This window comes from Dolichospermum circinale AWQC310F (genome assembly GCF_000426925.1).
Classification (GTDB): domain Bacteria; phylum Cyanobacteriota; class Cyanobacteriia; order Cyanobacteriales; family Nostocaceae; genus Dolichospermum; species Dolichospermum circinale.
Window position 1 is genome coordinate 1 of sequence record NZ_APIZ01000339.1, and the last position, 8,205, is coordinate 8,205.

At 39.1% G+C, this 8,205-nt stretch carries 6 protein-coding genes; 3 read left to right on the plus strand and 3 right to left on the minus strand.

Annotated elements, in window-relative coordinates; all coding sequences use genetic code 11:
• The coding region (gyrA, locus tag ACIR310F_RS0100195) for a DNA gyrase subunit A (protein ID WP_028082089.1) at nucleotides 1-2,500 on the minus strand (2,500 nt) is incomplete at its 3' end.
• Between the two features lie 227 nt (nucleotides 2,501-2,727).
• Between gyrA and ACIR310F_RS0100200 the strand changes: the two genes are divergently transcribed.
• Complete coding sequence (locus tag ACIR310F_RS0100200) at nucleotides 2,728-3,126, plus strand: response regulator (RefSeq protein WP_028082090.1); 399 nt, start codon at nucleotides 2,728-2,730, stop codon at nucleotides 3,124-3,126.
• A 57-nt stretch (nucleotides 3,127-3,183) separates the two neighbouring features.
• Here ACIR310F_RS0100200 and ACIR310F_RS0100205 read toward each other — a convergent pair whose 3' ends face one another.
• Complete coding sequence (locus ACIR310F_RS0100205) at nucleotides 3,184-4,050, minus strand: tetratricopeptide repeat protein (RefSeq protein ID WP_028082091.1); 867 nt, start codon at nucleotides 4,048-4,050, stop codon at nucleotides 3,184-3,186.
• Nucleotides 4,051-4,151: 101 nt separating this feature from the next.
• Nucleotides 4,152-5,582, minus strand: a complete 1,431-nt coding sequence (locus ACIR310F_RS0100210; protein WP_035367338.1) for a sensor histidine kinase — start codon at nucleotides 5,580-5,582, stop codon at nucleotides 4,152-4,154.
• A gap of 13 nt (nucleotides 5,583-5,595) precedes the next feature.
• Between ACIR310F_RS0100210 and ACIR310F_RS25040 the strand changes: the two genes are divergently transcribed.
• Both ACIR310F_RS25040 and ppk1 read left to right on the plus strand, forming a co-directional pair.
• Nucleotides 5,596-5,739: a hypothetical protein gene (locus ACIR310F_RS25040; RefSeq protein WP_155963550.1), complete on the plus strand. Its 144-nt coding sequence runs from the start codon at nucleotides 5,596-5,598 to the stop codon at nucleotides 5,737-5,739.
• 203 nt (nucleotides 5,740-5,942) lie between these two features.
• The gene (ppk1, locus tag ACIR310F_RS0100220) at nucleotides 5,943-8,108 is read left to right on the plus strand and encodes a polyphosphate kinase 1 (RefSeq protein WP_028082093.1); all 2,166 of its coding nucleotides are present in this window, start codon (nucleotides 5,943-5,945) and stop codon (nucleotides 8,106-8,108) included.
• The last annotated feature ends 97 nt before the right edge of the window (nucleotides 8,109-8,205 follow it).

Here is an 8,205-nt window from a genome sequence, read left to right on the forward strand (position 1 = left end):
CCACCACAGCAATAATTTTCTCATCTCGATTGAGTTGACAAATACTTTCACCTTTAGTATCTTTGCTGAAGCTAGGAATTATATCCACAGATACCCGAATTACCCGGTCTTTATTGGTCATGAGTGCGACTTCTCTCGCTGGTTTTACTTGTACCATTGCCGCTAAATTGTCTGTTTTGTTATGAAATTTTAAAATTTGGATACCTAAATCTCCCCGATTTGCAACCCTCAACTGATTAGCAGGCCAAGATATTGAAGTGGCAAATCCTTCTTGAGTCACTAGTAATAATTTGTGATCTTGATTAAGATTGACACAACCAACCATTTGCTGATTTTTTAAAAGGCGGAAAGCTTGTAATCCCATAGCAGCGCGACCCATAATTGGTAGTTGTTCGTCATTAACGGGAAACCTCAACAAACGACCGCTAGAACTCGCCAAAATTATATGTTGTCCGCTAGTAATGAATTGAGTAAAAGCTAACTCATCATTATCCTTCAGCTTTAAAATTGTCATACCTCGCCGGGAAAGATTCACAAATTCTGATAAGGATAGGCGTTTAATACGTCCTTCTTTGGTCAACAACACCATTTCCTGGGTTTCGGGTTTTTCTGGGAGCAAGAAACGGCTAATGACACCTTCTGTGTTACCCTGGGCAGTATTGGTCAGCATGGTAATTAATGGTGTTCCCCTGGTTGCACGTCCTGTAGTGACGGGAATATCTCCCACGGTAATGGGGTAAACTTTACCACTGCTGGTAAGGATTAATAAGTCTTTGTGGGTATTAGTTAATTCAGTTTGAATAATGAAATCATGGTCTAACAACCCATTTTCCCCTTTTGATTTTTTGCTACTAGGAGAAATACGGCGCACATAACCCCGTTGCGTGACTTCTAAAATCGTTTCTTCAGCGGCCAGTTTTGCAACTTCTGTTCTGATTTCTTTCTTCTCCTGACTCCCGACTCCTGTTTTACCTTTCTCCTCTGAAACAGGGTTTTCTTTAGTGTTAACTATTTTGGTGCGTCGCGGATCATTGTATTTACGTTTGAGCGATCGCAAATCCTTTTTTAAAGCTTTGAGTAATTCCTGTCTATCTTCCAGTAATTTCCGCAACACGCTAATCTCCCGGTTAAGTTGGTCAAATTCCTCTTGTAAGTTTTGCTGTTCTAAACTGGTGAGATGACGTAATGGCATGGACAGAATTGCATCCGCTTGTAAATCGCTCAAATCTAAGCGGCTACAAAGTGTCATTTTGGCTGTACTTCCGTCGGCAGCTTGCCGTAATATAGTGATGACATCATCCAAATGTGATAAAGCTTTGAGTAATCCTGAGAGGATATTAACCCGATTTTCTGCTTTTCCCAATTCATAACTGTAGCGACGGTTGAGAGTATGTTCTCGAAACTTGAGAAATTCCTGCAATAGTTGTCGTAAGCTTAATTGGCGGGGTTGTCCATCAACTAAAGCCAATAGAATCGCGCCAAAATTCGTTTGTAAAGCTGTTTGCTGATACAGATTTTGAAGCATTTCTTGGGGATTTATATCGCGTTTAAGTTCAATAACTACGCGCATTCCATCCCGATCACTTTCATCTCTAATGTCAGAAATTCCCTGTAAACGACCTTGATTGACTAAATCGGCGATTTTTTCAATCCAACCAGCCTTATTGACTTGAAAAGGCAATTCTGTAACTATTAAAGCTGTGCGACGTTTACCTCCCCTAGTGGCAGGAATTTCCTCCATTGTTACTATACCCCGGAGGATAATCCCCCCCTTACCAGTGGTATAGGCTTCTTTAATTCCCCCATGATCAACAATTTCCCCACCTGTGGGAAAGTCAGGACCGGGAATTAGTTGAAATAATTTTTCATCACTTAAATCAGGATTGTCAATTAAAGCAATTAAACCATCAACAATTTCCCCCAAATTATGGGGAGGGACATTTGTAGCCATTCCTACAGCAATTCCCGCACAACCATTAAGTAATAAAAATGGTAATTGAGCCGGTAGTACCGTTGGTTCTTGTTGGGAATTGTCAAAATTACCCGTAAAATCCACAGTTTCCTCAGCAATTTCCGTTAACATTCCCTCCTGTCCCACAGCAGCGAGACGGGTTTCTGTATAACGCATTGCTGCTGGTGGGTCGTTATCAACACTGCCAAAATTACCATGTCCTGCCAGTAAAGGATAACGACTGGAAAAGTCTTGTACTAAGCGTACTAAAGCATCATATACTGATTGATCACCATGAGGATGGTATTTACCTAGAACATCTCCCACCACACGGGCGCATTTTCGATAAGGCCTATCTGGCGTTAAACCCAGTTCGTGCATAGCATATAAAATACGTCTATGTACTGGTTTCAAGCCGTCACGGACATCTGGTAAAGCTCGCCCCACAATCACACTCATGGCATATTCTAAGTATGACCGTTGCATTTCGGTGTGCAAGGCGGTGGTGATTACCTGTCCCTTAGAGAGAAGGTTTAACTGTTTTGCCATGAGGTTTTTCCCTAAATTTTCCCTGAATTTTCACTACATAACAGTCGCTAAAAGATAACATACCCCGCAATTTACCATCACGGATTAAATAGAAATACTCACACAATCTTAATAGTCATGAACATAAAAAGCAGTAGTATTATCCTTGATGGGATCTTTGTAGCTTATAGATTATTAAAAATACAACAGACATTGCCCAAGTGTTAACTCTATGAGTATAAAGTTTCATGAAAACAGTTCTAATTGTCGACGATGATTTAATTAATGCTCGCGTTTTTTCTAAAATTCTGACTAAACGCGGGGGGTTGAGTGTAAAACATACAGAAAATGTGGAAGAGATTCTCAAAATTGCCCTGTCAGGAGCGGCTGACTTAATTTTAATGGATGTGTCTCTGTCCCGTAGTGTATACCAAAGTAAGTCCGTTGATGGGATCAAAATTACGCAAATGTTGAAATCTGACCCACAAACGGCTAAATTACCAGTGATTTTAGTGACAGCACACGCAATGGAAGGAGATCGAGAGAATTTTTTGAAACAAAGCGGTGCTGATGGTTACATTTCTAAGCCTGTAGTTGATCATCAACAGTTTGTTGACCAAATTTTAGGACTCTTACCACAAGCATAATTAGGTCATGGGTAATCTTATCTACTCCTGGCCTCTGCTGGCTGGATTTTTGTTTGGTTAGGGCGTTGGCGCTTCTCTGAGTTCCTGTAATGCTGATTTAACCTCCGGTAATTCTAAGAATTTTTTTGCCTCTAAAAGTAACCGTTCGCCCCAAAGATTCTCTTTGAGAAAATCTAAATCAGCATAACGGGAATCAATGCGGAGTGCGGATACTCCCATTTTTACCCCTGGCTGGATTTCCCCTTTATTGTAGGTAGCTATTGCTAAAGCTAATAAAGGTTCTGCGGCTTTTTTATCAATCTTAACTGCCGTTTGCCATTGCTGAATTGCCCCGGAAATATCCCCTTGTTGATATTTGATTAAGCCGATATTATTAATTGCTGGCCAAAACTTTTGATCTTGTTTGACAGCCAAATTGAATTGAGCGATCGCTTCGGGTAGTTTATTTAGCATATAATAAGCATTACCCAAATCAAATAACCCTCCCGAATAATTGGGTTTTAATTTCAAACCTGCTTGATAATCGGTGATTGCTCCTTGGTAATCTTTTTTTTGAAACTTGGCTGAACCCAAGGTAAACAGCACTTCAGCGTTTTTGGGGTTGAGTTTTTGGGCTTTATTCAGTGTGGTAATAGCTTGATCAAATTCTTTAGTTTGTAAATACAAACTCCCTAGCAACCACCAGACTTTATCATTCTGCGGAGCCAGTTTCACCGCCAATTCGGCTCTGATTAATGCTGGTTCAATTTGCTGAAACTGAGCTAATTGAGCCGCCTCCCGTGCAAAATTCAAACCCTGCTTTTCCAACTGTGCGTGATTAATTTGCACTGTATGGGGTATAAATGCTTGAGCATGAGCAGAAGCGGGAATACTCCATAAACTGCAAGCAACTAAAAGAGAAACTAACCGAATGTGTTTTGGCACACTACCACCTCCTAGTCCGAATATTGGCATCTTTAGGCTAATCTCACGCGACACTATCACATAGCTTAACAAAATCAGATGGATTGGTCATTGTTCCGTTGTCAATTTAATTCCGAATTTGGCGGTTTTACGGGTAAAATCACAATGAAAGTAGTACCTATACCCAGTGTGCTGACTACTTGAATTTGTCCTTGATGATGGGCAATAATGGCTTGAGCGATCGCTAATCCTAATCCTGAACCAGTATTTGTAGTGGTGCAGCCTTTTTCGCTTATATGTGTTCGCGCCGGATCAACTCTATAAAAGCGGTCAAACAATTTTGGTAGTGCGTCCGTAGGAATACCAATTCCCGTATCACTAACTTTAATTTGTAAATGAGAATTGGTGCAACGTCTTCCTGTAACTCGATTTATCCCTTCAATTCTTTCTAGCTCCACTTTTATGACTCCCTGTACAGGAGTATATTGCAAAGCATTACCAATCAAATTTGTAAATAATCTGACTAATTGCTCCCAATTTCCGATGAGAGTAAACCAATTTTCTTGTAATTCAGGATTAACTTCTGTCCCAGGAGAAGCGACTAAATTCAAAACCAAATTAATTTGTTTTTCCCTCGCTACAAGTTGTTGTTCTTCCACTACTTCCATTAATAAAGCATCAAGAGGACAAGGGGAAAATACATCTGTGTTAATTCCACTATCTTGTCTAGCTAAAAATAGCAAATCATTAACTAACTTCCCCATGCGTTGAGTCAGTCTTTCCATGATTTTTAATTGTTGACGATATTGAAGAGTATTATTTTCTTCTTTGACTAAATCTAAATCAGCCAAAGCCACCTGAACATTAGTTTGAATTAAAGCAATAGGACTTCTTAATTCATGGGAAGCATCAGCAGTAAATTGTTTTAAACGCTGGTAAGATTCTCCCACAGGTTTCATGGCTTTACCCGACAAAAACCAACCACTAGCTGCTACTGACAATAGCATTAAACCAATTCCTAAAGCCAAATCAAAAATTAATTGTCGGCTAGGTTTTGTCACCTCAAACCAAGGATGACTTACTCGTAAATATCCTAAAACCTGTCTTCCTCTTTCTATTCTTTTGGTAACTTGTCTTAATAATTGTGCAGATTCTCCCCATCCTCCTTTGCTTGCTACTTGCACAGTTTCACCTTTTAGATTAGGATGAATAGGAATATTTAATATTTCCGAAAAAGTTGACCACAATAATTCACCATTAGGACTAAACCACTCTAACTCAATGCGATCATCTTCGGCGTTTTCAGCATTATTAGGAAAACTAGATTTTACATTTACTCGCAGTTGATTAGGTTGAATTTTTGTGGCTTCAATGACTAAGGAACGCTCGACAACTTCCACTACATGATATAATGTATCATCAACTCTTTCAATTAATGTACTGTGAACATATAAATATACGCCACTAGCAAATAATAATAATAAAATTGCAGTTATAGCCGTGTACCAAATCGCTAACCGACGACGAGTCGCTTGAAATAGGTAAATAGACATAAAATTAATATGTATGGTTGGTAACAAAAATTTGTCTGGGAGGTTGGAGGGAACTCTTTACACTCAGAATTTTATATTTTATAGCAGGGAACAGGGAACAGGGAACAGGGAACAGGAAACAGAGGTCAAAGTCCTTCTGTGTATGGTTTTTGGTTAAATTCTCTATCTCATTCAAGTGCATACCGCTATATTATTTTAGGGGAATATTTATTTATATATAAAATACATTTTTATACATAGAAATACTCAATTAAGAATTTGCTCAAGTTTTTATATCAGGAACTGTAAAAATCTATGCAGTAACAATTAAGATATTTATATTCATACTTCATAAACAATATCTACTTTATCTAAATGATCATGGCGAAATCAAAAAAAAATAATACCTCTATTAATCTAAATGATCCACAATACTACATTAACCGGGAGTTAAGTTGGCTAGAATTTAATCACCGAGTATTACATGAAGCTTGTGATCCTAGAACCCCCCTATTAGAAAGGCTGAAATTTCTGGCTATTTTCAGTTCTAACTTAGATGAGTTCTTCATGGTGCGAGTAGCAGGGTTAAAACAACAGGTAGAAGCCACTGTCAATTTATTAACACCTGATGGACGGACACCACAAAAACAACTAGATGATATTCGTTCACATCTCAAACCCCAACTGAAAAGACACAACGCAGAATTTGAGGAAGTTCTGCGGCCACTTTTAACCCAAAAGGGAATTTACATTTTAGATTACATAGAATTGAATCAAAAACAGCGAAATCACTTAGACAATTATTTTCAGGAACAGGTTTTTCCCGTTCTTACTCCTCTAGCTGTTGATCCTAGTCATCCCTTTCCCCACATTTCTAATCTCAGTTTAAATTTAGCAGTGGTGGTCAAAAATCCGGAAACAGAAGAGGAGTTTTTTGCTAGAGTCAAAGTTCCCAAAGTCTTACCCAGATTTTTGCCCATACCGCCAGAATTAGCAACCCAGGAAGATTATAACACTATACACTGGACAGGAGTTCCTTTAGAACAGGCGATCGCCCATAATTTAGAATCCCTTTTTCCAGGAATGATTATTCAAGAATATCACCCTTTCCGTATTACCCGCGATGCTGACTTAGAATTGGAAGAAGACGAAGCAGATGATCTCCTCCTAGCTATTGAACAAGAACTCCGCAAGCGTCGCATGGGAGGAAATACTGTCAGGTTAGAAATTCGCTCCCAAACCCCCACCTTAGTACGTTCTCGTCTCTTACAGGATTTAGGATTAACTGAAAGCGATGTTTATGAAGTTGATGGTCTTTTAGCACTGCGGGATTTAATATATTTTCTCGCATTACCCCTACCAGAACTCAAAGATCCCCCGCGTCAATCTGTTGTTCCCTTCCGGTTACAAAGACTTAGAGAACCCAGTATTGATACTGATATCAACGAACCAGAAGAAGGAAAAGACTTTTTCTCCGTAATTCGAGAAAAAGATTTACTAGTGCATCATCCTTATCAATCCTTTTCCGGTACAGTTGTGCGCTTTATTACTACTGCTGCCCATGATCCCCACGTTCTAGCCATCAAAATGACCCTTTACCGAACATCCGGGGATTCACCGATAGTCAATGCTTTAATTACTGCGGCAGAAAATGGCAAACAAGTTTCCGTATTAGTAGAATTAAAAGCACGATTTGATGAAGAGAATAACATTTATTGGGCAAGACGTTTAGAAAGAGTGGGTGTTCATGTTGTTTATGGTTTAGTAGGGTTAAAAACCCATAGCAAAATAGTTCTAGTAGTGCGACGGGAAAAAGATAAAATGCGTCGTTATGTACATATTGGTACTGGGAATTATAATCAGAAAACAGCACGACTCTATACAGATTTAGGCTTATTTAGTTGTCGGGAAGAATTGGGTGCAGATTTAACAGATGTATTTAATTTCTTAACAGGCTATTCTCGTCAAAAATCCTATCGAGAAATTATGGTAGCACCTGTGAATATGCGCGATCGCTTTCTCGAATTAATTCACCGCGAAATTGCCAATGTCCAAAATGGATTTTCCGGCCGAATTGTTGCGAAAATGAATGCTCTAGTTGATCCACAAATCATTTCTACATTATACGAAGCCTCTCGTATTGGCGTACAAATTGACCTAATTATTCGCGGTATTTGTTGTTTACGTCCCGGAATACCAAACCTGAGCGAAAACATTCGTGTAATTAGCATTATTGGCCGCTTTTTAGAACACTCTCGCATATATTACTTCTACAATAATAGTCAAGAAGAAATATATATTGGTAGTGCTGATTGGATGCGTCGTAATTTAGATCGGCGCGTGGAAGTAATTACACCAATAAAAGACCAAGATATTGCTAAAGATCTACAAGAAATATTAGGAATTATGTTAGCAGATAATCGCCATGCTTGGGAACTACAACCTGATGGTAATTATATCCAAAGATGCCCCGGTGATAACTGTCCAGAAGCCAATTCCCAAAAAACTATTATGTCTATGGCATTACGTTCTACTGGTACTAATTAGGGCTTACTGAAAAAGTTGTCTGTGAGAGCAGGGAACAGGGAACAGGGAACAGGGAACAGGGAACAGGGAACAGGGAACAGGGAACAGGGAACAGGGA